28 protein-coding genes and 1 tRNA gene are annotated in these 25,932 nt (G+C 36.3%); 14 read left to right on the top strand and 15 right to left on the bottom strand.

What is annotated here, in order from left to right:
* On the bottom strand, window positions 1-1,035 hold the full coding sequence (locus ABGT15_RS05150; protein ID WP_367230345.1) for a M28 family metallopeptidase: 1,035 nt from the start codon (window positions 1,033-1,035) through the stop codon (window positions 1-3).
* Window positions 1,036-1,101: 66 nt separating this feature from the next.
* Window positions 1,102-2,115 carry a DUF3667 domain-containing protein gene (locus ABGT15_RS05145; RefSeq protein WP_367230344.1) on the bottom strand — a complete coding sequence of 338 codons (1,014 nt, stop codon included), beginning with the start codon at window positions 2,113-2,115 and terminating at the stop codon, window positions 1,102-1,104.
* 215 nt (window positions 2,116-2,330) lie between these two features.
* On the opposite strand from ABGT15_RS05145, the gene ABGT15_RS05140 reads away from it, so the two are divergent.
* From ABGT15_RS05140 to ABGT15_RS05125, 4 genes are all read left to right on the top strand, one after another.
* Window positions 2,331-2,966: a peroxiredoxin gene (locus ABGT15_RS05140; RefSeq protein WP_367230343.1), complete on the top strand. Its 636-nt coding sequence runs from the start codon at window positions 2,331-2,333 to the stop codon at window positions 2,964-2,966.
* Window positions 2,967-3,055: 89 nt separating this feature from the next.
* Entirely contained in the window at window positions 3,056-3,364 is a 309-nt protein-coding gene (locus ABGT15_RS05135) for a thioredoxin family protein (RefSeq protein WP_367230342.1), read from the top strand.
* Between the two features lie 2 nt (window positions 3,365-3,366).
* Window positions 3,367-3,624, top strand: a complete 258-nt coding sequence (locus tag ABGT15_RS05130; protein WP_367230341.1) for a DUF6952 family protein — start codon at window positions 3,367-3,369, stop codon at window positions 3,622-3,624.
* A gap of 156 nt (window positions 3,625-3,780) precedes the next feature.
* Complete coding sequence (locus ABGT15_RS05125; protein ID WP_367230340.1) at window positions 3,781-5,556, top strand: alpha/beta fold hydrolase; 1,776 nt, start codon at window positions 3,781-3,783, stop codon at window positions 5,554-5,556.
* 46 nt (window positions 5,557-5,602) lie between these two features.
* Here the strand turns inward: ABGT15_RS05125 and ABGT15_RS05120 are convergent, their stop codons facing one another.
* The 3 genes from ABGT15_RS05120 to ABGT15_RS05110 all read right to left on the bottom strand — a co-directional run bounded on the left by ABGT15_RS05120 (window position 5,603) and on the right by ABGT15_RS05110 (window position 6,962).
* Window positions 5,603-6,019, bottom strand: a complete 417-nt coding sequence (locus ABGT15_RS05120) for an arsenate reductase ArsC (protein ID WP_367230339.1) — start codon at window positions 6,017-6,019, stop codon at window positions 5,603-5,605.
* Window positions 6,020-6,156: 137 nt separating this feature from the next.
* Window positions 6,157-6,621, bottom strand: a complete 465-nt coding sequence (locus ABGT15_RS05115; RefSeq protein WP_367230338.1) for a DUF6428 family protein — start codon at window positions 6,619-6,621, stop codon at window positions 6,157-6,159.
* Window positions 6,622-6,638: 17 nt separating this feature from the next.
* A complete protein-coding gene (locus tag ABGT15_RS05110; RefSeq protein WP_367230337.1) occupies window positions 6,639-6,962 on the bottom strand; it encodes an ArsR/SmtB family transcription factor in 324 nt (107 codons plus the stop codon).
* Window positions 6,963-7,079: 117 nt separating this feature from the next.
* On the opposite strand from ABGT15_RS05110, the gene tpx reads away from it, so the two are divergent.
* The 10 genes from tpx to ABGT15_RS05060 all read left to right on the top strand — a co-directional run bounded on the left by tpx (window position 7,080) and on the right by ABGT15_RS05060 (window position 16,969).
* Complete coding sequence (gene tpx, locus ABGT15_RS05105; RefSeq protein ID WP_367230336.1) at window positions 7,080-7,577, top strand: thiol peroxidase; 498 nt, start codon at window positions 7,080-7,082, stop codon at window positions 7,575-7,577.
* Window positions 7,577-7,963: a diacylglycerol kinase gene (locus ABGT15_RS05100; protein ID WP_367230335.1), complete on the top strand. Its 387-nt coding sequence runs from the start codon at window positions 7,577-7,579 to the stop codon at window positions 7,961-7,963. The genes tpx and ABGT15_RS05100 overlap by 1 nt, the downstream gene beginning before the upstream one ends.
* Window positions 7,964-8,005: 42 nt before the next feature.
* On the top strand, window positions 8,006-10,561 hold the full coding sequence (locus ABGT15_RS05095) for a DNA translocase FtsK (RefSeq protein WP_367230334.1): 2,556 nt from the start codon (window positions 8,006-8,008) through the stop codon (window positions 10,559-10,561).
* 1 nt (window position 10,562) lies between these two features.
* Window positions 10,563-11,228: a LolA family protein gene (locus tag ABGT15_RS05090; protein ID WP_367230333.1), complete on the top strand. Its 666-nt coding sequence runs from the start codon at window positions 10,563-10,565 to the stop codon at window positions 11,226-11,228.
* 7 nt (window positions 11,229-11,235) lie between these two features.
* A complete protein-coding gene (locus tag ABGT15_RS05085) occupies window positions 11,236-12,699 on the top strand; it encodes an LptF/LptG family permease (protein ID WP_367230332.1) in 1,464 nt (487 codons plus the stop codon).
* Complete coding sequence (gene ribB, locus ABGT15_RS05080) at window positions 12,689-13,837, top strand: 3,4-dihydroxy-2-butanone-4-phosphate synthase (protein ID WP_367230331.1); 1,149 nt, start codon at window positions 12,689-12,691, stop codon at window positions 13,835-13,837. The genes ABGT15_RS05085 and ribB overlap by 11 nt, the downstream gene beginning before the upstream one ends.
* Before the next feature lie 147 nt (window positions 13,838-13,984).
* Window positions 13,985-14,069, top strand: a tRNA-Ser gene (locus ABGT15_RS05075).
* A gap of 618 nt (window positions 14,070-14,687) precedes the next feature.
* Window positions 14,688-15,968 carry an acetyl-CoA C-acetyltransferase gene (locus tag ABGT15_RS05070; protein WP_367230330.1) on the top strand — a complete coding sequence of 427 codons (1,281 nt, stop codon included), beginning with the start codon at window positions 14,688-14,690 and terminating at the stop codon, window positions 15,966-15,968.
* A gap of 100 nt (window positions 15,969-16,068) precedes the next feature.
* Window positions 16,069-16,380, top strand: a complete 312-nt coding sequence (locus tag ABGT15_RS05065; protein WP_367230329.1) for a hypothetical protein — start codon at window positions 16,069-16,071, stop codon at window positions 16,378-16,380.
* A 10-nt stretch (window positions 16,381-16,390) separates the two neighbouring features.
* Entirely contained in the window at window positions 16,391-16,969 is a 579-nt protein-coding gene (locus ABGT15_RS05060) for a Crp/Fnr family transcriptional regulator (protein ID WP_367230328.1), read from the top strand.
* A 10-nt stretch (window positions 16,970-16,979) separates the two neighbouring features.
* On the opposite strand, the gene ABGT15_RS05055 is transcribed toward ABGT15_RS05060, so the two are convergent.
* From ABGT15_RS05055 to ABGT15_RS05010, 10 genes are all read right to left on the bottom strand, one after another.
* Window positions 16,980-18,344 (bottom strand): alginate export family protein, encoded by a 1,365-nt coding sequence (locus ABGT15_RS05055; RefSeq protein ID WP_367230327.1) that lies wholly within the window; start codon window positions 18,342-18,344, stop codon window positions 16,980-16,982.
* 1 nt (window position 18,345) lies between these two features.
* A complete protein-coding gene (locus ABGT15_RS05050) occupies window positions 18,346-18,792 on the bottom strand; it encodes a DoxX family protein (RefSeq protein ID WP_367230326.1) in 447 nt (148 codons plus the stop codon).
* 5 nt (window positions 18,793-18,797) lie between these two features.
* The gene (locus ABGT15_RS05045; RefSeq protein WP_367230325.1) at window positions 18,798-20,585 is read right to left on the bottom strand and encodes an amidohydrolase; all 1,788 of its coding nucleotides are present in this window, start codon (window positions 20,583-20,585) and stop codon (window positions 18,798-18,800) included.
* A gap of 50 nt (window positions 20,586-20,635) precedes the next feature.
* The gene (locus ABGT15_RS05040) at window positions 20,636-21,325 is read right to left on the bottom strand and encodes a hydrolase (RefSeq protein WP_367230324.1); all 690 of its coding nucleotides are present in this window, start codon (window positions 21,323-21,325) and stop codon (window positions 20,636-20,638) included.
* Window positions 21,326-21,353: 28 nt separating this feature from the next.
* Window positions 21,354-21,884 (bottom strand): YceI family protein, encoded by a 531-nt coding sequence (locus ABGT15_RS05035; protein WP_367230323.1) that lies wholly within the window; start codon window positions 21,882-21,884, stop codon window positions 21,354-21,356.
* A gap of 36 nt (window positions 21,885-21,920) precedes the next feature.
* On the bottom strand, window positions 21,921-22,640 hold the full coding sequence (locus ABGT15_RS05030) for a pirin family protein (protein ID WP_367230465.1): 720 nt from the start codon (window positions 22,638-22,640) through the stop codon (window positions 21,921-21,923).
* 363 nt (window positions 22,641-23,003) lie between these two features.
* Window positions 23,004-23,876 carry an alpha/beta hydrolase gene (locus ABGT15_RS05025; RefSeq protein ID WP_367230322.1) on the bottom strand — a complete coding sequence of 291 codons (873 nt, stop codon included), beginning with the start codon at window positions 23,874-23,876 and terminating at the stop codon, window positions 23,004-23,006.
* Window positions 23,877-24,113: 237 nt separating this feature from the next.
* On the bottom strand, window positions 24,114-24,692 hold the full coding sequence (locus ABGT15_RS05020) for a Crp/Fnr family transcriptional regulator (RefSeq protein ID WP_367230321.1): 579 nt from the start codon (window positions 24,690-24,692) through the stop codon (window positions 24,114-24,116).
* Between the two features lie 40 nt (window positions 24,693-24,732).
* A complete protein-coding gene (locus ABGT15_RS05015) occupies window positions 24,733-25,146 on the bottom strand; it encodes an OsmC family protein (protein WP_367230320.1) in 414 nt (137 codons plus the stop codon).
* Window positions 25,147-25,156: 10 nt separating this feature from the next.
* Window positions 25,157-25,927 carry an alpha/beta hydrolase gene (locus ABGT15_RS05010; RefSeq protein ID WP_367230319.1) on the bottom strand — a complete coding sequence of 257 codons (771 nt, stop codon included), beginning with the start codon at window positions 25,925-25,927 and terminating at the stop codon, window positions 25,157-25,159.
* Window positions 25,928-25,932 lie beyond the last annotated feature (5 nt).

The raw sequence follows: 25,932 nt of genomic DNA, 5'->3' as shown, positions 1-25,932 counted from the left end.
TTATTTTCCGTCTCGGTCGACAACAATTCTTTGATCTCTGTTAGCTAATTCCCAAGCTAATGCAAAGGCAAGTTGCGCTCTTTTGGTTAACAAGTCGAATTCAATTTTCTCAACGTCGTCTGTTGGTTTGTGATAATCGTCATGAATTCCGTTAAAAAAGAAAATCGCCGGTATTCCTTTTTTGGCAAAATTGTAATGATCAGAACGGTAATAAATCTGTTCCGGATCATTTCGGTCGTTGTATTTATAGTCCAAACGAAGTTTCGTGTATTTGTTGTTCACTTCTTCATTAATGGTATGAAGTTCGGAACTTAATCGGTCAGAGCCAATTACATAAATATAGTTGTTGTCATTCGGATTAAGATTATCGCGACGTCCAATCATATCGATATTGATATCAGCAATGGTGTTTTTCAGTGGAAATAATGGGTTTTCCGAATAAAAACGGGAACCGTGTAAACCATGTTCTTCACCGGTAACATGTAAAAATAAAATAGAACGTTTTGGTCCGTGGCCTTCTTTTTTGGCTTTCATAAAAGCCTTTGCGATTTCCATTACACCTACTGTCCCGGAACCGTCATCGTCTGCACCATTGTAAATTTCACCGTTTTTCATTCCTACGTGATCGTAATGTGCAGAAATTACCAAAACTTCTTCTGGTTTTTCCGAGCCTTCAATGTAGGCCCAAATGTTTTCAGAATCGTTCAGTTTTGGGCTGAATCCTCTTTTCATGAAATCTGAAGGGACTTTCTGGTAATAGCTGTCAGCACCTTTAGGAAAAGAAATTCCTAATTTTTTATACTGATTAATGATATACTCACCTGCTTTTTTCTGTCCGGGCTCACCTGTATTTCTACCTTGCATTTCATCAGAAGCGATTACATAAAGATTAGTTTTCAGGTTGTTGGTTTCAATTGCATTGATGTAGGTTTCAATGCCCGCATTTGTTTTTTTAGTGGCGGTAGCACTTTGTTGTGAGGTACAGCTGACAATACAAAAAGTAAGCGTTATACAGCTAAACAGTATTTTTTTCATGACAAACAGATTACAATTTAAGTATTAGTAGTATAAAATTCAGTTTTGTTTCAAATTAAGGACATTTTATTTGACACTGATAAAACTATAAGCCACGCAAAGTCCCATTATTAATGATATCAGAATAAAATTGATCAGAAATAAAAGTGAACTTTTTAAGAAAGAAACAAATTTAGTTTCTGCATACAGGCGCTTGTGTGATTTGTAAAAGTAGATGATTGGCCAGAAAAAGTAAGTCAATCGGATGATTATCTTTAAAATGATAATAACGACATGATTCGAATGACTAAGAATCCATTCCGCAATAATTAACAAGACCGTGAGTAATAATAAAAATGAGAAATAATGCAAGGTGAAAATGCCGTGATCAAAATAATACCAGTATTTTTTTCCGTGGATTAACCATAACCAGAAAGCAAACAACGGCATATAAAGAAATAATACCTTGGGTAGATTTTGCTTGAATAAAACCAATGCTTTGGCCGCAGCTTGTTTTGGTGTATTGTGTTCGGACACGGCAATTATTTTCTTTAATACCCAATAGTTATACTTGTTCATTTTTTTATTGGCAGGAAGAGCATTTTGAACAGAGTCCAGCTCCTGAACTGTTTTAAATCCCGGAAACCATCCGTATTTTTCCGGAGAAGTTTTCTTTTCTTTATTTTGGATGCTGTCCCGAGTATCCCATACTTTAATATTGCTTTTATTTTCCGTTGGGCTTATTTTTATAAAAGAATCATTTTTGTTATTAGCGATATTATCCGGATTCAGTATAAAGCCGGCCAGGAAAAAAGTAACAAAACTGATAAAAATGTAAAGTTTAACAGGGACAACATAAGCTTTTCTTCTTCCGGAAAGGTATTCACGGGTTAGTTTTGCCGGGTAGAAGAGTAAATACTTCATGGTTTTCCAGAATCCACTGTCATAATGTATAAGATCTTCAACAAAATGAGTAAACAGATAATGGAATGATTTTCTGGTTTCCGTATTTTCCTGACCACATTGCGGACAGAAACGATCTTCAACCGTAGTACCGCAGTTTAAGCAGGTTTTGTCTTCACGTAAAGTATTTTTGCTCATATACTTCATTTTCAGTGCTTTAAATTTAAGAAAATATATTATTTTATTTACAAAGGAATGATGTAAATTTTATAAGACATGCTTGTCTTTATTTTGAATCATAAGAAAATCTTATCATAAAATAAAAAATTATAATCAAGCATAATACAAATGGATGATTAGTAATTTCTATTTTTGCCTCGTTAAAAATTAATAATCTTTAAATCGTATACATTATGTCATTAGTTGGAAAAAAATTCCCGAACATTACAGTTGATGCAATTTCAGAAATGGGTGATAACTTAAGAATCAACGTTTTGGAAGAAGCTACAAAAAACAATAAAAAAGTGTTATTGTTCTGGTATCCAAAAGATTTTACATTCGTATGTCCTACAGAATTACACGCTTTTCAAGCAGCTTTACCAGAATTCAATAACAGAAACACTGTTGTAATTGGTGCTTCTTGTGATACTAACGAAGTTCATTTTGCTTGGTTAAACACGGCAAAAAACAATGGTGGTATCGAAGGTGTAACGTATCCGCTATTGGCTGATACAACTAGAAATTTAGCTTCTGCATTAGGAATTTTAGATGCTGAAGAAGTATTCAACGAAGAAATGGGTGATTATTTGATCGAAGGGTCAAACGTTCCTTACAGAGCTACTTATTTAATTGACGAAACCGGAAAAATCTTCCACGAAAGTGTAAACGATATGCCGTTAGGAAGAAATGTGAACGAGTATTTGCGTTTAATCGATGCTTACACGCACGTTCAGACTAAAGGTGAAGTTTGTCCTGCTAACTGGGAAAACGGAAAAGAAGCTATGTCTGCCGACAGATTAAGTACTGCTGCTTACTTGAGCAAAAACTAATTTGTAAAAACATATAAATTCCAAATGACAGGATTCGTTTTTAACGGGCCTGAAGTTTGGAATTTTTTTAACCCTAAATTATTCAAGTTATGTTGATAGAATTAAACGAAGATACCCTTCAGAATATAGTAGCAACTACCGATAAAGTTGTAGTGCAATATTCAGCGTCTTGGTGTGGGAATTGCCGTATTATGAAGCCGAAATTTAAAAAGTTAGCTTCTGAAAATGAAAACCTTACTTTCGTTTTAGTAGATGCTGAAAATTCTCCGGAATCCAGAAAACTGGCAAACGTTTCCAACTTACCAACTTTTGCAACTTTCGTAAACGGAAAACTGGTAAACGAAACCCAAACCAACAAAGCAGAAGTGTTAACAGATTTGGTAAACGAAATCGCTTAATCATGAAATTGCCTGTAATTAAACATCTGACCCAATTTATTGAGGAAAACGATCAGGATTATATCGTGGAAACCATTGAAGTTTTGGAAGCCTTAACGGAAGTTCCGTCTTTAAAAGATGAAGAATTGGATGTTATTGGCGAATTGATTTCCAACATGTATGGCGCATTGGAAGTTCATAAAATGGTAAAAGATGGAACCGACAAAAAAGAAGCTTTAAATGCTTTTATGCAACGTGTTTTAGGTTCGATTGATAAATAATGTTTTTTTTAAGTAATGCTCAAGCCTTTGTATTTTGTGATATAAAGGCTTTTTTGTTGCTTCATTTTTAAACTTTGTAGAAAAAATATTATGAATGCATAGTATTTTAACAATTTCTTTATATATTAGCATATCCCATCTTAAAAAATTATGCTTATGTATAAAACTACTATTAATGCTTTATTTTTATCGTTATTATGTTATACAGCCGTAAAAGCTCAGGATAACAGTACATTCGAGTATAAACCGAGAAACAAGGAATTTGAGTTTTATGCCTATAAAAACGATTCCATAATTCCGTTAAAAAGAATTCAGGAAAATACTTCAAGAGTTTTTGAGAGCAAGCACGCTTATCCAATCATTTTTATTCACGGATTGAATTCGAATTCAGAAACCTGGAATACAAGTCTCGATTATTTTGATTCGCAATACGGGCTTACTTACGGTGGTCGTTTTGACTTCTGTCTGAATGCAGACAACAATAATAACACAACCAATAAAAATTTCTATCCTGCAGCAGGAGCAGATATAGCCGCTTTTGAATCATCTGTAATTAATGGCGATTATTATCTGGTTAATTTTGATGTTAAAATCGATGGTTCTTTTGGTACGAATGTATTGAGCAACCAATCAGCCATTGCAAAACAAGGAGCTGCCTTAAAAAAAGCTGTTGAAAGAGTACTTCAGCTTACCGGAAAAGATAAAGTGGTCTTGGTTGGGCACAGTATGGGAGGATTATGTTCCAGAGAATATATTCAGAATACTGAAAACTGGCAGGCTGACGGAAGTCATCACGTGGCTAAACTTTTAACTGTTGGAACACCGCATGGAGGAAGTAATGCCAGTGACAATAATACGATAGCGCAAATAATAGGAACTAATTTACAATCAGAAGCAATTCGGGATTTAAAGAAAACATATTATTACAGTGGAGGAGGAAGCCGTTTTCTGTATGGAGGGTTAGAACTTCAGAATAATTCTAATATGAACGATAATGATCTGACTCCGGATTTTTATAATGTTGATATTAACTGTAATGGTGTTACAGGGGACAATATTTTAGGTCTGAATCAGAAACCAATAGATAATCTTATCGATTTTTCAAGTGTGATAGGACGAATTACTGATTTTTTTGGAACCAACATCACATCGGATGGCGTAGTAGAAGAACCGTCTTCCAATATGAATACTTATTTTCCATCATTAACGTATCCTGTAAAATTATTTTATTTCAATTCCGGATATGATATGATTGAAAATCATACCGAATTACCAAGTTATAATTACCAGATTATGCAAGGTTTGGACGAGCCAAATGTTAAAGAATTAGCATATGGTATAACTACTAATAAATTGTATAATGGTTATACGACGATTCAGACTACTCCTTCGAATCCTGACAATGATTATTATAAATTTAGTGTAACCGATAATATAAATGCCAACATAACGATTAGTGGAATTGCAACAACTTCCATGAGTGCTACAATTTTAGATAGTTCAGGAAATGCAGTTGGTGCAGCACAAAACAATGCCGGAGCCACTATAAATTTTGCCAGAACGTTAACGCCTGGGAATTATTTTCTAAAAATAACGAGTATAATTCCAAACCCTAACACGGGTTCCAGTAATACTACTTTTATTACTCCTCAGCATCAATTTACGATAAGTACTACGTTAACTGCAGCCGATTATATAACTCAAGATTTCAAATTTTATCCAAACCCGGTAAAAGATTTCTTGCACTTGGATAATATCAGCATTATAAAAGCATCCGTATATTCTGCTTTAGGACAATTGCTTGAAGAAGTTAATTTCGATGGTATTACTTCTACAAACAGTTTAAATATGTCTAAATATTCGAATGGAATATATTTTATTGCGTTAGAAAATCAGGGACAACAACAAACGATTAAAGTGATTAAGGAATAATAAATACTAGTTGTATGTAAAAAAGCTCTCATTTCGAGAGCTTTTTTTATAGATTTTCTTCCACAAACTTTTTGGAATAGATTTTAATTTCTTCCCTGACATTTCTGAATTGTTGCAGAATTTCATCATCGGTACCTTTCGCTTTGGCCGGATCGGGAAAGTTGTAATGGAATTTAGTGGCTTTGCTTGGGAAAAAAGGACATCGTTCTTTAGCGTTATCACAAACCGTAATTACAAAATCAAAAGGTATTTCATAGTATTCGTCAATATTGTTTGAAGTGTGATTTGAAATATCAATGCCATCTTCTTTCATAATTGCGATAGCTTTCGGGTTTACTCCGTGTGTTTCCACACCTGCGCTGTAAACTTCCGCTTTTTCACCGGCAAAATGACGTAAATATCCCTCTGCAATTTGGCTTCTGCAGCTGTTACCGGTGCAAAGCACTAAAATGTTTTTCTTCATAAATGTGTTTTAAACAAGTAGCCAGATCATGTTGATAATGCAAAATTTAGGATCAAAGCCAAAAAATAGTTGAAGGGTAATTACCGATGATGTAATAATGATTGGCTTTTTATATTTGATGATAAATTCTTTCATAATTAACAGCATCCCGAATTAGGCGAGCAGCAGGCCGCAGCAGTTTGTAAATCACTTAATTGTTTCTTTTCTTTTGGTATACCGCAGTTATCGCTGGCTAAACAAGCTGTATTTTTAGAAACCAAAACAAAATTATTTCCGTTAAAATCCAAATCGTATTTGCCTATGGTCTCAGATTGGTATTCTACTTCAATTTCGTTATCCGCTATGTTCAATATATTCTCAGATAACTCAATAATATGCGCCAATTTTTGTGGTTTTAAGCGGTGTTCGTAATCATTCGCGTTCCATAATTGGAAGTTTACAACTGTTTCTTTTCGAACTGTTCCACCACAATCGATAAAGTTTTTGGTAATTTCGCCAACTTCAGTTACATGGAAATGTTCAGGAACAAAAGTGCCGTCCGCTAGCTGGAAGTTAACCGTATTAACGGTTTTTAAAACTTCTTTAATCTCTGATAATTTCATAATCGTATGTATTTAAATTAACAACATTTTGTATTTAATGATTTTGAGATGCCAGAAAAATAGTTTTCCATTTTCTTCATGGTTTCAGGATTCAGACAATAACATATTGCCGTACCTTCAATATTTCCCTTGATGATATTTGCGTTTTTCAATTCTTTAAGATGTTGGGAAACAGTAGGTTGGGCAAGGGGTAATTCGTTAACAATATCTCCGCAAATGCAGGAATCCACTTTGAGTAAATATTCGATGATAGCTACTCTTGCCGGATGTGAAATTGCTTTAAATAATGATGCGATTTCGTTTTGTTCTTCTGAAAAAAAATCTGCTTTTGAAGCACCCATGACTTATATTTTTATATTGCAATATTACGATAAAACAATTTAATAAAAAAGCCTTTTATCATAAAAAAAGAAATTCAATTAAATTTCCTTACTTTTGGAGCTCTAAAAATAAATGAAATGGCACAGATAAAATTAAAAGGAAACCCAATAAACACAATAGGTTCTTTGCCTCAGGTAGGTTCACAGGCAAAAGACTTCTCATTAGTAAAAACAGATTTGTCAACCGCTTCTTTGAATGATTTTAAAGGAACTCAGTTGGTGTTGAATATTTTTCCGAGCATCGATACAGGTACTTGTGCGACATCGGTGCGTAAATTCAACGAAAAAGCGAGTGCTTTGCCAAATACGAAAGTAATTTGCATTTCGCGTGATTTGCCGTTTGCCATGAATCGTTTTTGCGGAGCTGAAGGATTGGAAAATGTTGTTAATCTTTCTGATTTCAGAGACGCTTCTTTTGGTAACGATTACGGATTAACAATCGTTGATGGTGCTTTAAAAGGTTTGCATTCCAGAGTGGTTATTGTTTTAGATGAAAATGGTATTATCAAGCATGCTGAGCAGGTTGAGGATATTGTTGATGAACCTAATTACGAAAATGCTTTAGCAGTACTTTAATGGAAGTTAAAAGAGAAATAAATAAAGATAATTCATTTTTTACCGGAAGGCTGAAAAGTATCGGTTTTGCTGTTCGCGGCGCTATAAAGCTGGTAACTACGGAGCACAGCGTTATGGTGCAGTCCTCACTTGCAGTTTTTATGACATTTGCAGGATTTTATTATAATATTACCGCTACTGAATGGATGTTTCAAATTCTGGTTTTCGGATTGGTATTGAGCATTGAAGGGTTGAATACTGCCGTAGAAAAAATTGCTGATTTTATTCATCCGGATTACCATGAGCGTATTGGTTTTATTAAAGATATTGCGGCAGGAGCAGTTTTTTTTGCAGCTTTGTCGGCAATTGCTATCGGTGCTATAATTTATCTGCCAAGAATTATCTAATTCCGTTCAGATTGTTATTTTTGTATAAAACAACTTCAGTTAATGGCTAAAACAAACAAAAAAGAAACTTCGGGATCGAAAGAAAATAATACATCGGGAGAGAAGAAACCTCTTTTTACCCGTCGCCACAAAGTCCTTTTCGGGGCTTTACTGGTTTTGTTTTCTGTTGCGTTATTGCTTTCTTTTGTTTCGTATTATATTTACGGAGATTACGATCAGAGTTCGTTGACATCTTTTGCGGACAGAAGCGAGAAGACTTACAACTGGCTTGGCAAATTGGGAGCTATGTTGTCTGATTTCTTTTTGTATAAAGGATTTGGAGCGGCCTCTTTTCTTTTTGTGCGCCTTTTCTTTTTAGCCGGAGCTTATTTGCTGGTTGATATTTCATTGAGCAAACTTAAAAATACTATTTTTTGGGATTTGTTTGCGATGACATTAATCTCAGTACTTCTTGGTTTTTTCTGGGATTACATACCTCAGCTGGGTGGTGTGATCGGTTATGAAATGAATCTTTTTGTTCAGGACTACATTGGGAAAGTAGGGACGTTCTTGGTATTGCTTTTCGGACTGATTGTTTATCTGATTTTAAAAATTAAAGTATCAACCGAGGGTATTAAAAACTATTTTGAGAACAGAAGTAAAGCTTTTACCGAAGAATTAAATAAGACTGGCGAAATAATTAATAATCAGGAAGTAACACCTGTATCAGTATCTGATGTTGATGCTATTGAAGTAACGGAAGAAGAAATCATCAATTCCAATCCGTCTTTGGATTTCAATGATGCGGAAGATGATGAGATTTTGTCCAATATCGAATTAAAAACTACGAATCCATCCACTTTTGAAGTGAATAAAGAGGCGCTAAAGCCTACCATAAGCAATTCTTCTGAAATTACGTTAAAGACAGTTCCGCCGGTTGTAACGCCACCGATAACTATTCCGACAGAGAATCTGGTTTCACCTGTTACAGAAATGCCAAAATCGGAAATCATTCATACCGATGACGACAGTTTTACCATTGAAAAAATTGAAGAAGAGGCTACGGTTGAAGAAAATTTAGCCGCACGTTTAGTTCAGGATTTTGGTGAATTTGACCCAACACTTGAATTGTCTAATTACCAGTTTCCGTCAATCGAATTGCTTAAAGAATATTCTTCCGGAGGCATCACCATTAATCAGGCAGAATTAGAAGAGAACAAAAACCGTATTGTAGACACGCTGAAAAACTACAACATCGGAATTTCCCAAATTAAAGCAACAGTTGGTCCTACAGTAACTTTATATGAAATCGTTCCCGAAGCAGGAATCCGTATTTCAAAAATTAAAAACTTAGAAGACGATATTGCTTTGTCGTTAGCGGCATTGGGAATTCGTATTATTGCGCCAATTCCGGGTAAAGGAACCATTGGTATCGAAGTGCCGAACAACAATCCTACGATGGTTTCCATGAAAAGCGTAATCGCTTCACCTAAATTCCAACAGGCAGAAATGGAACTTCCTATTGCTTTAGGAAAGACAATTTCTAATGAAACCTTTGTGGTCGATTTAGCCAAAATGCCCCATTTATTGATGGCAGGAGCAACCGGACAAGGGAAATCTGTTGGATTGAATGCGGTGTTAACGTCATTATTGTATAAAAAACATCCGGCAGAAGTAAAATTCGTATTAGTCGATCCGAAGAAAGTGGAATTGACACTTTTTAATAAAATTGAAAGACATTATTTAGCAAAACTTCCTGATGGTGGGGATGCTATTATTACAGATAATACTAAAGTAATCAATACATTAAATTCCCTTTGTATTGAAATGGACAACCGTTATTCGTTGTTAAAAGACGCAATGGTTCGTAACATTAAAGAATACAATGAGAAGTTTAAACAGCGTAAATTAAATCCGGAAAACGGACATCGATTCTTGCCTTATATCGTTTTGGTGGTAGACGAGTTTGCCGATTTAATCATGACGGCCGGTAAAGAAGTAGAAACTCCAATTGCACGTTTGGCACAGTTGGCAAGAGCTATTGGAATTCATTTGATTATTGCTACGCAGCGTCCGTCGGTTAACGTAATTACGGGTATGATTAAGGCGAATTTCCCGGCTCGAATTGCTTTTCGTGTAACCTCTAAAATTGATTCCAGAACAATTTTAGATACCGGTGGTGCCGATCAGTTAATTGGACGAGGGGATTTGTTGTACACACAAGGAAATGATCTAGTGCGTGTACAGTGTGCTTTTGTAGACACGCCAGAAGTAGAAAAAATTACAGATTATATTGGTTCGCAGAAAGCGTATCCTAATGCTTATATGTTGCCTGAGTATGTTGGTGAAGAAAGTGGCATAAGTCTTGATATAGATATCTCCGAAAGAGATTCCATGTTCAGGGATGCTGCCGAAATTATCGTTACGGCACAACAAGGATCAGCTTCTTTACTACAGCGTAAACTGAAATTGGGTTACAACCGAGCCGGCCGATTAATTGATCAGTTGGAAGCAGCCGGAATTGTAGGTCCTTTCGAAGGCAGTAAGGCAAGAAGCGTGAATATTCCTGATCTTGTAGCTCTGGAACATTTTTTCGCTAACGAACAAAATAACATGTAAAATGACAACAATTCTTAAAAGGTATAAATATTTAGCGATTATTGCATCCGTATTATTTATAAATCTTTCGGTTTCTGCACAAAATTCGCAGAAGGCTAAAGACTTATTGGATCAGGTGTCTGCTAAAGTTAAGGGTTACGATAATATCCAGATTAATTTCAGTTATTCTCTTCAAAACCTGCGTCAGAATGTTAATCAGGAGAGTAAAGGGAATGTGACCATGAAAGGGAATCAGTATGTATTGAATTTAATGGGGGTGACCAAAATCTTCGACGGAAAGAAAAATTATACCATCGTTCCAGAAGACGAAGAAATTACCATTTCCAAGCATGATGATAATGACGCAGATGCCATTACACCTGCAAAAATGCTTACTTTTTTTAATTCTGGCTTTAAATATTCCTGGGATATCCTGCAGAATGTGAAAGGAAGACAAATTCAGTATGTAAAACTTACGCCTTTAAACGGAAAAGATAACCGCAAAGAAATTTTGTTAGGTATTGATGCTCAGACTAAAAATATTTATAATTTGATAGAAACAGGCAAAAATGGTTCAAAAACCGTTATCACTGTTAATTCTTTTAAAACGAATCAGCCTATTTCAAAAAATCATTTTACCTTTACCCAAAGTAAATATCCCAATTATTACATCAATAATTTAGACTAGGTTTCGGGTGAAAATTTTAGATCGTTACATTTTAAAATCCTTTTTGATTACGTTTACCTCGGTATTCGTAATCCTTTTTTTTATATTCATATTGCAAACGGTTTGGCTTTTTATCTCTGAGCTGGCCGGAAAAAATCTGGATTTAATTACAATCGTTAAATTCCTTGCCTTTTCAATGCCTAGGTTAGTGCCTTTGGTATTACCGCTTTCGGTTCTTTTAGCCTCCATTATGACTTTCGGTTCTTTTGCTGAAAATTATGAGTTTGCCGCGATGAAATCATCCGGAATTTCGCTTCAGCGCGCGATGAAAGTTTTGATAATATTTATCTTCGGACTTAGTTTTGTTTCGTTTTTCTTTGCCAATAATGTCATTCCAAAAGCAGAGTATATGTTTGTGAACTTGAGGAAGGAAATTCTTCAGACCAAACCTGCCATGGCAATTGCCGAAGGACAGTTTAATACGATAGGAAATTCAAACATTAAAGTAGATAAAAAATCAGGAGATAACGGTGAATTGCTGGAAGGAGTAACCATGCATATTAAATCTGGTGAAGGAGCAGGAAATAAAACTGTCATTAAAGCCAAAAAAGGAGTGCTTAAGAGTGAGGAAAACTCCAATATTCTTAAACTTGATTTGATTGACGGATACTATTACGAAGACATTAAACCCAAAAGGTACGAAGAGCAGAACAGGCTTCCTTTTACTAAAGCTTTTTTTCAGAAGTATACCATTAATATAGATTTATCTAATTTGAACAAGTCTGAAGATCAGGGAGAAATTGTTAATACTAACTCGATGTTAAATGTTAGTGAATTGAATTTTACCATCGATTCTCTTCAGAAAAGTTATAACAAAGACATTATTTTATTTTCTGACAATATTGCACAAGGTGTTGAATTTACATTAAAACCTAAAAAGATTCAGAATAAGAAAGATTTTAAAAGTACGGATGAGATTTTAAATGTTTTTTCAACGGAAGAAAGAGGAAGAATCGTTGAAATGGCCAAAAACAATGTCTCCAGTACGGACTTTTCTATTCAAACCAATAAAGATGATTTGTTTAACAAAAAGAAAAACATCAATAAACACTGGCTTGCATTATTCGACAAGTTCGTGATTGCCTTTTCCTGTTTGTTAATGTTTTTCATTGGGGCACCGCTTGGGGCAATTATCAGAAAAGGAGGTTTAGGATTACCGATTGTATTTGCGGTTTTAATCTTTATTACTTTCCATTTTACAAATACATTTGGAAAAAAAGTGGCTCAGGAGGACGGAATTCCGACTTATTTAGGCAGCTGGCTTTCGTCTATAATACTGACACCATTGGCCTTTGTTTTAACGTATAGGGCAACTAACGATATTGGTGTGATGATTAATTTTGATTGGATTACTGCGCCATTTCAAATAGTATACAAAAAATACTTTAACGGTAACGAACAAGACAACGAAAACAACGATAATGACAACTAAAATATTAACTACTGAAAAAATACAACTAAACACTATTGAGGAAGCCATTGAGGACATTCGTCAGGGTAAAGTGATTATTGTAGTAGATGATGAAGACCGAGAAAATGAAGGCGATTTTTTAGCTGCTGCTGAAAAAGTTACACCCGAAATGATCAATTTTATGGCCACACACGGAAAAGGATTGATTTGTACTCCATTAACCGAAAGTAGGTGTAAAGAGCTTGAGTTGAAAGCAATGGTTGTGAATAATACAGACCACATGGAAACCGCATTTACCGTTTCTGTAGATTTAAAAGGTCATGGTGTAACAACCGGTATTTCAGCTTCCGACCGATCGAAAACAGTGCAAGCATTAATTGATTCAAATACAAAACCATACGATTTAGCAAGACCAGGACATATTTTTCCTTTAATTGCCAAGCAAGGCGGTGTTTTGCGAAGAACCGGTCACACAGAAGCGGCCATTGACTTTGCTCGTTTGGCTGGTTTTAAACCTGCTGGTGTGATTTGTGAAATCATGAATGATGATGGTACCATGGCACGTCTACCACAATTAGTGGAAGTGGCTAGAAAATTCGATTTAAAATTAGTTTCCATCGAAGATTTAGTAGCATACCGAATGCAGCATGACAGTTTAATCGTAAAAAAAGAAGATTTTGATATTGAAACGCGTTTCGGAATATTCAGACTTCGGGCCTATGAGCAAACGACGAACAAGCAAGTTCATATTGCCTTAACTAAAGGAACCTGGAATTTAGGTGATTCAGTTTTAACCAGAATTAATTCTTCTCAGGTTAATAATGATTTATTAGGAACACTTACCAATAACGCAGACAAGCAACTGGACGAGATGTTTAAGGTGATTAACGAACAGGGTAAAGGAGCGGTTATTTTTATCAATCAGGATATGCAATCGGTTAATTTGCTGAATAGAATTTCGGAATTAAAAGCATTGCAAGCTGAAGGCGTAATGAAAGCACCAAAAATTGTAATTGATAGTAAAGATTTTGGAATTGGTGCACAGATTTTACACGATATAGACATTTCTAAAATCCGATTGGTAACCAATACCGATCAGGCCAAACGTGTCGGAATGATTGGATATGGCTTAGAAATCGTTGAATATGTAAATTATTAGAAAATAATATATTTGCTAATCCTTACGAAATGAAACAGTTAAAAATGGATTGAAATTTATTTCTGTTTTTTGTAAAAAAAAGGTTTGCAGATATAAAAAAACCGTCTATATTTGCACTCGCAATACGGAAGTAAAGCGAGACATACTGGAGAAATGGCAGAGTGGTCGATTGCGGCAGTCTTGAAAACTGTTGACTGTAACAGGTCCGGGGGTTCGAATCCCTCTTTCTCCGCTGATTAAACGAAAAAGCCCCGATATACGGGGCTTTTTTATTTTAGTTGACAATTTGTGACAGTTCTACTTTTTTGAACTAATAATTTTAAGTTTTAATTTATTTTTTTGATGCTTTAATTGTGCTCATATAATTTAAAGTTCAACTTAATATTTGATTTTTCTTCCAACCATTTTACTATTGTTTTTGCAATACCGGTCATATAAACGACTTTCAGCACTTTTTACCTTGCTTTGGTAATAATAACTATTTCAAAGGTTTTAGTTTTTCTGTTTCTCCATTTATAAGATTGAGCATCATTTTTGAGTGATGAATCTGCGCTTTGCTCTGCCTTTCAAAATTTCATTATTGCTAAGATCAGTGACATTTTCAGAGATTACGGCCTGCTTTTGTCACGGTTTATTCCTCCCGTTCTGTCCTAATGTATTATAAATGATTACTGTTGATGGACGCTCTGTCAGCTAAAAACGGATAAAAGAGTAATGTGCAATAATTAATAATTCTAACTGAAGCTGTATATATCATCTGGTATGTATTGTTATTTATTATGGTAATAATCTAATTAAATGCAGTAAATCTTAAAGCTAATTTGTAAATTTAATGATACAATAAAAAGTTATGCTGGAAGAAAACAAAGTTAACAGAGTCGCAATAATCGGATATAACCGAATCCCTTTTGCCCGTCAGAACACAAATTATTCCAACGCAGGTAATGCAGATATGATGACGGCAGCTTTATCGGGATTAATAGACCGTTATAATCTTGGAGGCAAGCTTTTGGGGGAAGTTGCCGGTGGAGCAGTTATCAAGCACAGTTGGGAAATTAATTTAATGCGGGAATGTGTGCTTAAAACCTCGTTAGATCCTAAAACACCGGCTTGCGATATCCAACAGGCTTGCGATACCAGTATTGAAGCCGCAATTTACATCGCCAATAAAATTGCTTTGGGCCAAATTGAAGTAGGGATTGCGGGCGGCGTAGACAGTACAAGCAATGTGCCTTTGGTTTTGGGAGAGAAGTTAAGGAAGGTTTTACTGTCGGTTAGAAGAAGTAAAACTTTTGGAGAGAAAGTAAAGCAAATCCTAAAACTGCGCCCTAAAGATTTTGTTCCCGTTGCGCCCATGAACAAAGAATCCCAAACGGGTTTGTCGATGGGAGAACATACGGAATACACGGCAAAACATTACGATATTCCTCGTCAGGAGCAAGATGCCTTTGCTTTAGAGAGTCATGTAAAGATGGGAAAAGCTTACGAAGAAGGTTTTTTCAGTGATATGCTTTCACCTTATTTGGGATTGCAACGGGACAACAATTTACGACCCGATTCAAATCTGGAAAAGCTTTCAAAATTAAAACCTGCTTTCAGTAAGGAAAACGGGTCATTAACCGCAGGGAATTCTTCTGCGTTAACCGATGGCGCTTCGTGCCTATTGCTGGCCAGTGAAAAATGGGCTAAGGAAAACAATCATCCAATTTTGGCGTATATCACTTTTGCGGAAGTAGCGGCCATTGAATTTACCCAGAACAAACATAATTTATTATTGGCGCCGATTTATGCTTCCTCACGTATGTTGGACAAAGCCGGTTTAAAATTGCAGGATTTTGATTTTTATGAAATTCACGAAGCCTTTTCTGCTCAAGTGTTGGCGACTTTAAAAATTTGGGAAAGTGATGAACTTTCCAGCCAGTTTGGTTTAGGTAAAGGTTTAGGAGTTATCGACAGAAGCAAACTCAATGTTAAAGGGAGTAGTTTAGCAGCGGGTCATCCCTTTGCGGCTACCGGAACAAGAGTGATAGCGGGAATGGCTAAATTGCTACATGAGAAAGGTTCTGGTAAAGGGTTTATCTCCGTATGTGCAGCTGGTGGTCACGGAATTACCATGATATTGGAAAAATAAATCAGTTTAGTTTCAACTTGTTTTCTAAAAGTGATTTCTTGTCTTAGATTAACTTTTTTTGTTTTGGACTGTCCTAATTTTATCAAATAAAACAAAGGTTATGAAAGAGTTACATTTTTTAGTTATAGGAAAAAACGAACCGATATTGGATACACTTCTTACAGTGATTCATAAAAATCCAAATTGGAAGGCAATAGGAGTAACCGATGAGGATTTGATTTACCCGCTCATAGGTTCCGGGAATTTTGACATTGTTCTTTTAAGTTGCGGTCTGGAAAAACAACTTGAAGAAGCCATTAAAAAGTTTTGCTTGGTGCATGCACCTTCGGTTAAAGTAATCGATCATTATGGAGGAGGAAGCGGTTTGTTAAATAGCGAAGTACTTACCGAGTTTCCCGAATTAATCAGTTAATCAATCTTGTATGTTTGAAAATATTACCAATAATGTTTCCAAATGGATTACGCTAACCGATACGGAAAAAGAATTCTTTTTCAGTGTATTGGAGTTCAAAAAAGTTGCCAAGAAAACCATTCTTTTGCAGGAAGGGGAAATATGCCAGTTCGAGGCCTATATCAATAAAGGTTGTATAAGAATCTATTATATCAATGAGAACGGGTTTGAGGTGAACCTACAGTTTTCAGTAGAAGATTGGTGGGTTAGTGATATTGCATCATTTAGTGAGCACAAGCCTTCAAAGTTGTACATCGAAACATTGGAAGACTGTGAATTACTTGTTTTAACCCCGGAGAAAAAAGAGATTCTTTTAGCAGAAGTACCAAAATTCGAGAAAGTGTTCCGATTGTTGGTACAGCGAAAATTATCGGTAATGCAGGACAGGTTAATAAGCACCATTTCCAAAACCGCAGAAGAAAAATATCTTAATTTTACACAATTATACCCAACGATTTCTCAGCGTGTACCACAGCATTATATTGCACATTATCTGGGGATTTCTCCCGAATTCCTCAGTAAAATAAGAACCCGATTGGCAAAAAAATAATGATAAACGGTTAGAATTTCAAACTTACTGTGGAAGCAAAAAACAGTATTTCCTTGCCAGTACTAACTTCTTTAAGAAAACCATTTGGATCGAACCAAGTTCCTTCAGTTTTAAAGAATAAAAAAGAATTGATTTCATAAGTCAGTAAAAAACCGAGCTGGTTTCCAATATGTTTTTCCGAAGTATTTTTTCCAGAATATAGCAGCGATGTATTAGCGTGGTACAAGCCGTCATTGGTGCTTGCTCGCCAAAATATATCGTAATCTATTGTGAATGAAATCTTTTCGGAAAAAACCAGTTCAACAGAAGGGTGTACGTCGATAAGATTGGAGGGGCCAATTAAAGAGGCTTGCCCAAAATAAGCGCCTTTTGGGAATAATGGGTTGAAGGTTTGGAGTTTACCGTCGTCGTAGTTTTTATCTCCCGAAATATATTCTGTTTTTAATCCGATGGTTGGTTCGAACTTAATCGAAGTGATTTGGTAAGAGGAGTTTATGGAAAATGTCCAAGCGTTAATGTTCTTATAATCTACTTTTCCAAACTGATAAACTCCTTCGAGATCATAACTGAATTTATCGAGTTTTCCCCAAACCCGTGATCCGATGGAATGCCTTGTTTCTTTTGCCGAAATATCGTCAAATTCAGTGTTTTCTTTCTCAATTCCAAGATAGTAAGCATCGATGTTTTGCAGCAGTTGGATGTTTTTAAAAGTAGTATAGGTTCCCCATAATTTTGTCGCGTCGTTTACTTTATCGTTAAAATTCCCTTTTTGGTTGCGCACATAATACCCGTAGAGTAAATCTATTTTGGTATCATGATTTTTGTAAATGAGTTTTAAAGCGTCAAAAGCTTGCCGGCTGTTTGGATTCTCGCGAACAGAGATAAGCCTTTGTGAACCATACGAAAGTTCCTGTCTACCAGCTCGGAAGGTTAGTTGGTCAAGAGCGACATCGAAAAATAACTGGTGTAAATCGATAGGATTTTCTTCAACAGGATTTGGATCAATTCTACTGATGCTTGTGCTGCTCTGTAATTGCGAAAAAAGCCTGAAATGTTTTCCAAGATGAAAATCGGTGTGAAACAATAGTCGGTTTAAAACAAAACCATTATCGTCTTGCTGGCCATCCCCCCAGTTTTCATTTTCATAGTATAGATATTGAGAACGGATTTCTCCCCCAATAGAGCCATAAAGTTGAGGTTTATCCAGAATTCGGAAATATTTAGTTTGCTTATAAAAATTCCTGGTCGAATCCTGAGCTAAAACGCTATAGTCTTCATTATAACGTAAAGACTCAAACGCGACTTTGTTTTGGGCCGTGATTCCACTTTGAATGCTGAAATAAAAAAGCAAAAAATATGTAACCCTCTCTTTCATTTCATTGGTTTTTACTTAAAATTGATCGTTTTTTGGATACTACAAAATCCAAAGAGTATTTGCCTGCTCCCAAAAAAGCAATCAGTAAAAAAGCAATACTGTACATAAAAGGAACATCTGATTCTAAAAGCGAATCATTCCAATGCACTATAAAATATCCGGAGAGCGTAACGGCTAAAACCGGTAAAGTAGCCCATCTTGTTTTCCAGCCGATTATAATCAGAATAGGGAAGAAGATATTCGAGGCAACCGCTAAAAAGAAATTGATGTTTTCCGGCAAATGATAAGGATTTGGAACAGCTTCCGTAAAACCTGTTCCAATTCCTATCTTCTTCAAACCATGAACCACTATCAATTGTAAGGAAACCGCAATTCTAAAAAACAGAATCACCCAATCAAAAGGTGCTTTTGTTTCGTTAAAAGCGTTTATTTTTTGAGCAATTTTCATGAGGCTTAATTTTTTTGATAACCACCGTAAAAATTAATCGGACTCCAGGAAGGAATAGCTTTAGGCAATGGCTTTATCAAAGATTTGAAAATGGAATCCGCATACACAATTTCTCCGTTTACCACTGTTAAATTAGAAGTTATGTCAGGAATCTGTTCATCAGAGACCTTGAAATAATCATCGGAAAGAATTATGAAATCGCCTAAATAATTTTCTTTAAGCATTCCTCTGTCTTTGTGTAAATTAACCAGTTTGGCACTTCCTTGTGTGAAGAGTTTTAAAGCAGTTTTTCGATCGAGCAAATTCCCGTCGCTCATGTGTTTTGTTCCACCTACAGATTTCCCGGTTGTAAGCCAATACAAACCAATCCAAGGATTATAGGAGCTAACACGTGTTCCGTCTGAACCCATTCCGACCGTTACACCCAATTCGAGCATTTTTTTGATAGGAGGAGTTTGTTCTGCGGCTTTTTTTCCATAGCGTTTTATAAAACCTTCTGCCTGATATGCCATACGATGTTGCACCGCGATATTTCCACCCAAAGCTTTTACTCTTTTTAAATTAGCTTCCGAAATGGTTTCCGCATGATCGAAAAACCACAACAAACCATTTAACGGCGTTTCTTTGTTCACTTCTTCAATCACGTTTAAAAATCGCGTGATACTTTCATCGTAAGTGGCATGCAAACGAAACGGCCAACGGTTTTTTACCAAAGTTCCGATAACAGCTTTCAGTTGAGTTTCCATTGCTGGGCTTAATTCGGGTCTGGGCTGGTCGAAGTTTTCAAAATCACCGGCGCTGGACACTAAGTTTTCTCCTCCACCTTGTACATAATATTCCAAATTATGATCGTGATCGTCGTCGTGCGGGCCAATTTCAACTTCGCTGATCCATTTGGTATAATCTGCTAATTCACTTCCGGGTTTTTGTGCGAAAAGATAAAAAGGCAGTCTTACGGTTAACTCATTGTTTTTGGCAAGTTTATCGGTAATACCGTAATCATCCGGATAATTTTGAAAGCCGCCACCTGCATCCATAATGGAAGTAATCCCTAAACGATTCAATTCCGCCATATACAATTTAGTAGAATTGACTTTTTCCTCACTATTCAGTTCGGGAAGTTTGGCAAGTGTGGAATAAAGGATGAAAGCATTTGGCTCGGCTACTAAAAGTCCGGTCGGGTTTCCGGTTTCATCCTTTTGGATTAAGCCTCCTTTTGGATTTGGTGTTTCAGCATTGATGTTTAATTTCTGTAAACCGGCTTTGTTTAAGTAAGCATGACCGTATAAGTGTAAAATAAATGCTGGAGTTTTTCCGGTAGCCGCATTGATTTCTTCAAGTGTTGGAAGTCTTTTTTCTTCAAACTGATAGGCATTCCATCCGCCAACCACGCGAACCCATTGTCCTTCGGGAGTTCTTTCGGCTTGTTCTTTGAGCATTTGTAAGGCTCTTTTTAAGGAACGAACGCCGTCCCAACGCAACTCTGAATTATAAAAACGTCCGCCGCGAATCACATGCAAATGGCTGTCGAAAATACCAGGGATTATTGTTTTTCCTTTGGCATCCACCTTTTTTACGTTTTTTAAATTCAGTTTCAAAACCTCTTTGCTGGAACCTACTTTTACGATTTTACCATTGGTAACGGCTATTGCTTCAGCGATGGTGTTTTGTGTATCTAAAGTGTGGATTTTTGCGTTGTATACGATCAGTGAAGCCGTCTCACTTTTCTGGGCAACAACATTCCATCCCAATAGCAGAAACAGGATCGCATAAAAATGAATAACTTTTTTCATCATCATTTAATTTAAAAACCAGGAACCTAAGCTCCTGGTTTATTAATGAATTAGTGTTTTATTACAGCGCGGGAGTATTGTACCCCAATTCCATACGATCCACCGTATTTTACAACCAGATCCGTAACGGCTTTGTAAGTTTCTCCTCTTGCCCAGTCACGTTGCAATTCCAATAGATACTGTAAGGAAGTGATAGGGCGCGCACCAGCCTGAACCATTCGGGTTACTGCCATTTCATGCGCTTCTTTTGAAACGTCTCCACTGGCATCTGTAATCACATAAACGGTATAGCCATCATTAATTGCGGATAATACCGGTCCAACGATACATACGCTGGTCCATAAACCGCCCATTACCAAAGTTTTTTTGCCTTTGCCAACGATGGCTTTATGAGCATTTGCATCTTCCCAAGTGTTCATAGTTGTACGGTCGATGTAATTTGAAGTCGCTTTAGGATAAAACTCTTGTATTTCTGGGAAAACAGGACCACTAAATGATTCTTCGGCAACGGTTGTAACCACTGTAGGAACTTTAAAGATTTTTGAAGCACCAGCAACTAAAGCCGAGTTGGTTCTCAACTGATCCACACTGATGCTTGTTACCGGAAAAGCCATTTGGCTTTCATAATCAATCAATACTAAAGCATGATTGGTCGGGTTTAATAATGATGGACTAGGTTTTTGAGCAAATCCCATTAAGGATGAAAAACCTACAACTAATGTTAAGATTAATTTTTTCATGATATTTACTGCTTAAAATTGTTACTACTTATTGTTTAATTAATTGAATTTCAGAAGCAAGTTTGACTTCTTCTCCAACCAGTACACCGCCTGTTTCCAATCCGGCGTTCCAGGTTAAGCCAAAATCTTTTCTGTTTATTTTTCCGTTTAAGGAAAGGCCTGCTTTGGTATTGCCCCAAGGATCTTTCATCAGCCCGCTGTATTCTGCTTCTAAAGCAATATTTTTAGTTACACCGTGAATGGATAAATCCCCGTGAATCTCAAACAAACCTTCGTTTATTTTTTTGATTTCTGTTGAATTGAACGTTAATAGTGGATAGTTCTCTGTGTCAAAAAAGTCTGCACTGATCAAATGCGTGTCTCGGTCTGCATTTCCGGTGCTGATGGAATTTACATCGGCATTAAAACTGATTTTTGAAGTTTCAAATTGATCGCTCTCGTTTTCAATGGATGCTTCAAATGCGTTAAACTTACCAGATACGTTTGTGAACATCATGTGCTTTACTTTAAAGCCAATTTCTGAATGGGTCGGGTCTATTGCCCAGGTTGATTTTGTCATTTTCTTTTTGAATTTTAATAGTGTTATTGTGTTGATTTATAAAGACATCGGTACTTCCATTAATAAGATTTCCGTATCCGCTGTGTTTGCTGTTATGGTGAAGGAGTCGGTATTCCAGATTCCGAAACCATCACGTGTTTCTAATTTTTGATCTCCAATGGTTGCTTCCCCTTTTAGAAGGAAAACATAAACTCCGTTTCCGGCTTTGTTGCTTTTGTATTCAGTAGCCACATCTTTGTCGAAATTCCCCATGTTAAACCAGGCATCCTGATGAATCCATACCCCGGCATCGTCTTGATTGGGCGATAAGATCTGTTGGAATTTGTTTTTTCGGTCTGCAACATCCATCGTGATCTGATCGTAGCGGGGAGAAACATTTCGTTGGTTCGGATACACCCAAATCTGAAGGAATTTCACCGGTTGGTCACTGTTTTTATTGTATTCGCTGTGGAAAACCCCGGTTCCGGCGCTCATTATCTGAATGTCACCGCTTTTAATTACCGTTGTGTTTCCCATACTGTCTTTGTGCTCTAAATCCCCTTCAAGCGGAATACTGATAATCTCCATATTATCGTGCGGATGCGTTCCAAATCCCATGGCGGCATTTACTCTGTCGTCGTTTAGAACTCTCAATACTCCAAAATGCATTCTTTCCGGGTTGTGGTAGTTCGCAAAGCTAAAGGTGTGTTTACTTTCCAACCATCCGTGATTGGCTATACCTCTTGTGTCTGCTTTGTGTAAAATTGTATTTTCCATAACTTTTGATTCTGTGTTGGGTAGATGATTGAAACCTAAAACCTCTAATTGTTCAATGTCATCGATTTCGTTGTTAATGATATTTCCGAAGGCTGCTGTTGCTGCAAAAATTCCGGTTCCGAATAAACCTTTCTTTAAAAATTCTTTTCTGTCCATAACTGTTTAGTTTTTTGTGATTTACAAGACAAAGTTCCTTCGATTTCGATTCTTGTGCATTGAACTGGTTCAAGAAATAACGGCTTCGATTTTACTTTCATTTCTTATACAAAGTTCCGTTGTAACTGGTTGATATACATTGAACTGGTTCAAGAAATGCAATGACAATAAGAGAAGATTTGGGGCAGTGGATTTGATGCGTTCGGATTAGTATTTACTCATCCAGTTTAAGATGTACTCTGCGTTTTCTTTCCAGGTTGGTAAACCCAGTACATTGTGATTGCGTCCTTCGAATACTTTATATTCGGTTACTGCATTCGGGTTGGTGTATTTTTTATAGTTTTTATAGTTGATTGCTGGAGGGAAAAAGTGGTCTTTATCACCGGCAACAATTAACAGTGGGTCGTGGTATTTTTTGAAATCGACTTTCGCTGCATCGGTCAATCCGCCTCTGATTAATTTTACAGATTCCGGAGTGGCATATTTTTCATAGGTTGCTCTTTGTTCCGCTTCAGTCATTCCGTTTGTGAAGGCATATTGCCAGTCTTTAAACGACATCATGTACGTCTTTTTCGATGATCCAAACAGAGAAAGCGGGCTCCAAATCGATTTAAGCGATGACCATTTTGATAGAAAAATCCCTTTTGGTGGCGCTGAATGTATTGCAATTCCGGCAGCTGCAATGTTTTTCTGAAGCAGGATCTGTGTAATCATTCCTCCCAATGAGTGTCCTATTAAGATTGGTTTTTCCGGTTGTTGACGAATTATTTTTTCATAATAGTCAGTTAGTTCTTCTAACGTTAAATCCGCTAAGGCTGAATCTGGTTTTCGGTTTCTTAATGTGGCCGGATCTGCATCTTTATGAGGATAATCGGGAACAATTACTTTATATCCTTTGCTTTCATAATACGTTTTCCATTCCTCCCAGGAATTGCTGCCTACAAAGGCTCCTGTAATTAATACGATAGTTTTTGTTTTCATTTCAGAATTCGATTTTTGTGTTTGTGAAAAAACAGTCAGGTTAAAAAATAGCGCAACGAATACTGCTGCAGTTTTTACTAAAATTGATTTCGTTTTCATTTTAAATTTTTGTTTGATTTGACAAGACAAAATTCTAAACTTCTAACGGCAATAATTTTAACCTGAGTTAAAATCGATATTCTTCTAAAATTTCTTTTAAAGATTGATTTTGAATCTTTTATAAATAAAATCAGGTTGATAATAATTGCTTTGTTTTCCATTTTGAATTTTGTTTCCTTTTGATGAGACAAAGTTCAGAACTGGCAACCGCAATAATTTTAACCTGAGTTAAAAACGTCATTTACCCATCATTCTTTTTCGAATGCGGCTTAAAGAAGGGCCTTGAATCCCTAAATAGGAAGCGATATGGTAGAGTGGGATGGCATTAAAGATGTCCGGATGTTGTTTTATTAAATCGAGATAGCGTTCTTCCGGAGTTCGGAATAAGAAACTTTCCATGCGTTCGTTGCCGATGGTAAAGGCCAATTCGGCAATGATGCGTCCTAAATGTTCCCACTGATGGGATTGCCCGTACAGTTTATACAACTGATCGATATGAATATAATAAATGGTCGCGTCGGTCATTGCCTGCGTGTAATAATTGCAAGGCGTTTGGGAAATAAAGCTTTTATAGGCAACCACAAACTGGTTTTCTGAATAAAAGAAAATGTTTTTTTCTTCACCGGTTTTATCATCCAGATAATAGGTTCGGAAAACACCATTCATAATAACGCCTAAATATTTGCACACATTTTTATATTCGTTGTAGAATTCTCCTTTTTTATATACTTTTTCCTGCCACATGGAAGTGGATAAATCGAAATTATTCGCATCAATATTGCCAAAAGCGGATAAAAGGTTTTCCAGACGTTCCATGTGTTGTTGATTTTATTTAAAGTTAAACATTCTTCATAAACTAATTCGTTAAATTAGAATTTACGCTTATTGTTGCATTGATCGCTTTACTGATCGGGCAATTTTCTTTAGCATCTTTCACGCTTTCCTCAAAAGTTGCATTCGAAATATTTGGTATTATTGCGCTAACTTCTAAATGAGATGCGGTAATGCTTCCGTTTTCTAATGTTACGGTTGCTGTTGTTTCAAGTTTATCTGCTACAAAACCAGCTTCATTCAAAACAAAGGCTAGTTTCATTGTAAAACATCCTGCGTGAGATGCAGCTAATAATTCTTCAGGATTAGTACCTATGCCATTCTCAAAACGACTTTTAAAAGAAAGCTGTGTGTTGTTAAGCACGTTGCTTTGCGTGGTAATCAGACCACTTCCTTCCATTCCGGAACCTTGCCATATGGCTGTGGCTTTACGTTTCATAATCTAAAATTTATAGTTTCTCATACCAATCTAAAACATAGTCTGCAATCATTTCCCATCCGGGCTCTCCGCATATGAAGTGACTTTTGCCTGAAAAAATCTTCAAATCGACCTTGCTTTTCTGGTCGTTGTATTTGTTTGCCAAAGTTGTTGTAAGGGATGGAGGAAAGATAGTGTCGCTACCGCCACCAATGAATAAGATTGGCTTATGAGGTTTGCTAAAATCAATATTTGAATAAGAGTTCAATACCAATTCACGGCTAACTTTATAACTTTCAGGCACTGCAAAACTATCGAAGGCATTCGCTCTTTCTCCTTCTGGTAATGTGTTGAAAAAGCATTTGTTGTACCATTCACGACTACCCATAAAATACGCTTTGGTTGAAAAAAAGCCAAATGCTGGTAATACAGATTTTAATGTTGTAAATGGTGGAAATACATTTTTTGGCGGTGCACCGTCGATACTTACCGCTGCAGCTGCTTTATCCAATTCCAACAGCTTCATTGCTGTCATGCCTGCCATGGAATGTCCTATAATCAGTGGTTTATCAGGTAAACTGTCAATCAGTCGTACAATATTATTAACCACGTCTATAAAACCTGTTTTAGTAAGATCTGGATGAACCCGGTTTCTTAAATCGGCCGGATTTCCTTCGTGACCGGGGTTTGCCGGTGTGTAAACGGTATATCCCCTTTGTTCATAACGGTCTTTCCACTTTGTCCAAGTTGCGTTGTTTACAAAGTTTCCGTGTATGAGAATAATGGATTTTGATTTTGTCATGAGAA

It is taken from the genome of Flavobacterium enshiense, assembly GCF_040750275.1.
Classification (GTDB): domain Bacteria; phylum Bacteroidota; class Bacteroidia; order Flavobacteriales; family Flavobacteriaceae; genus Flavobacterium; species Flavobacterium enshiense_B.
This window is presented reverse-complemented; position numbering and strand designations above follow the sequence as displayed.